This is a genomic window from Chimaeribacter californicus (assembly GCF_002858675.1).
Classification (GTDB): domain Bacteria; phylum Pseudomonadota; class Gammaproteobacteria; order Enterobacterales; family Enterobacteriaceae; genus Chimaeribacter; species Chimaeribacter californicus.
The window spans coordinates 1-1,748 of sequence record NZ_PJZF01000058.1 but is presented as its reverse complement, the minus strand read 5'-3'; the positions used below and the strand labels follow the sequence as shown (position 1 = coordinate 1,748).

Below are 1,748 nucleotides of genomic sequence, written 5' to 3'. Positions count from 1 at the left end.
AAGTAGATGGCATGGCCGGCATAGAGTTTTTCGTAAAAGACATCACTTATGGCGATTTTACGATTGAGACAGAGGAAAAACGCATAGGCGGTAACGTTTTTAATGTCCCGGTCGGTCGCACCGCACAGCCCATCACTATGATGGTGCGTGACACCAACCAGGGCATCGTCCGGGAATGGTTCCGCCAGTGTGTGCGGAACGTCATTAACGATGACGGCACAGTTAATCTGCCGGCCAGCTACCTGATGACGCTCCGCGTGTACCGCCTCGAGGCGACCGCTGTTCCCATTCTTGACTCTGAATTTACCGTGATCCCCACCGAGATGGGTGCCATCACCCAGTCCAAAGACCAGGTAACGGAGTTCCTGACGTTTCCATTGTCGTTCGTGCAGTGGAAGACCTTCGGTGACAACCCCCTTGCCCTTTAACAACAGGCTGATACATGTATTTGATCCCTTTTTACCCGCTGCCGTCCGACCCTAATACCATGGTGCAATTCCGCGCCCCGGACGTCGCTATGGCCACGTACTTCTGCAAATCAGAGGCATACACTGAGGAGCGTGACACCACCGAATACCTCAATTTGCTTCAGACCGCTGAAACCAAAAATGACAGCGTAAACTGGACAGCCCAGGATCGCCGCACGGCTCTCTGGTGGATTTTCATCAACTCCCGTAAAGACCCGATGATTTCATTCGGCTATCAGTGCTCACACTGTGGCGAAGAGCACTGGAGCGACGTGAACATGCAGAACCTGGCGGATGACTTAACCGTTCTCGATGTAAAGCCAGAAATGGATGCAGGCACGATCACTGTCCAGGGTGAACCCTATGAATGGATCTGCAAGCCGCTGGACGGGCACGCCATGGAGTGCCTGGAGCGTATGCGCCAGAACCTGCCACCCGCCGGCCGCGACCGCAAAGCCTATGAGCGGGCTGTTACCGCCCTGCGTTTGTGGGAGCTGGTGTACCAGGTGCGACTGGCCGACGATACCGAGAAGGATTTCGAAACCTCTGCTGTAGCCCGTCATGCGCTCATTGAGAAAATGGACGTAAACACGGAGTTCACCCAGCTGGCCGCCAAAGTCGGTGAAATGCAGGAGAAGTTAGATCACGGCCTGAAAATCCGGATGGACAAAGGCGAGTCTTGCCTCCTCATGCCGCCCCACCCCTGCAACTCTGACAAATTCAAGGAGGCAGCGATTCGTCCTACGACAGAATTGCTGGTGACATTTCGGAATTCACAGTTCATTCCAAACATTGGCACTGGATCGCTTGCAAACCTTAGTTTTCAACCTGGCCTTGTATGGCGGTCAGCCAATTTCTGACATCGAGCGCCTGACCGTCGATCAGGCATTGGATTTGAATCAGGCCTTGGCTGAAAAGCTAAACCCCAAAAAAAGGTGATTTAAGTGGCAGAGCAAGAAAACAACAACCCCCTGGGTTTAGCCGATGTCATTAACTCTGTTGATAGCGCCAGCTCGAAGGAGCTGGCAGCGCTGAGCAAAATTGAGAAGAAGCTGGATGGCCATGCACAACCAGTAGCTGGTGGATCAGCGTCTAATGCCCCTGCTCCCCGTTCTATTTCCCGCAATCAGGCACGCAAAAAAGAACAGCAACGCCTACGACGAGAAGCAATTAAAACGCAGGCAAATAACAGTGATAAAACAGGCGAAAAACGCAAAAATATCACAACCAGTGGAAAACCTGCGGAAAACAAACAAAAAACAAACTTAAACACGGCAAATG

Annotated in this window: 3 protein-coding genes; all 3 read left to right on the top strand. The window is 52.3% G+C overall.

The window, feature by feature from the left end; genetic code table 11:
- On the top strand, positions 1 to 428 hold a 428-nt coding region (locus tag CYR55_RS23685; RefSeq protein ID WP_165699652.1), incomplete at its 5' end, for a phage tail protein.
- Positions 429 to 442: 14 nt separating this feature from the next.
- Positions 443 to 1,327 carry a morphogenetic protein gene (locus tag CYR55_RS22720; RefSeq protein ID WP_101818568.1) on the top strand — a complete coding sequence of 295 codons (885 nt, stop codon included), beginning with the start codon at positions 443 to 445 and terminating at the stop codon, positions 1,325 to 1,327.
- 84 nt (positions 1,328 to 1,411) lie between these two features.
- On the top strand, positions 1,412 to 1,748 hold a 337-nt coding region (locus tag CYR55_RS23430), incomplete at its 3' end, for a hypothetical protein (RefSeq protein ID WP_146001035.1).

What these genes read in the sequence shown, in the direction of transcription:
- CYR55_RS22720 (WP_101818568.1), top strand. Translation starts at nt 443, where the DNA reads ATGTATTTGATCCCTTTTTACCCGCTGCCGTCCGACCCTAATACCATG.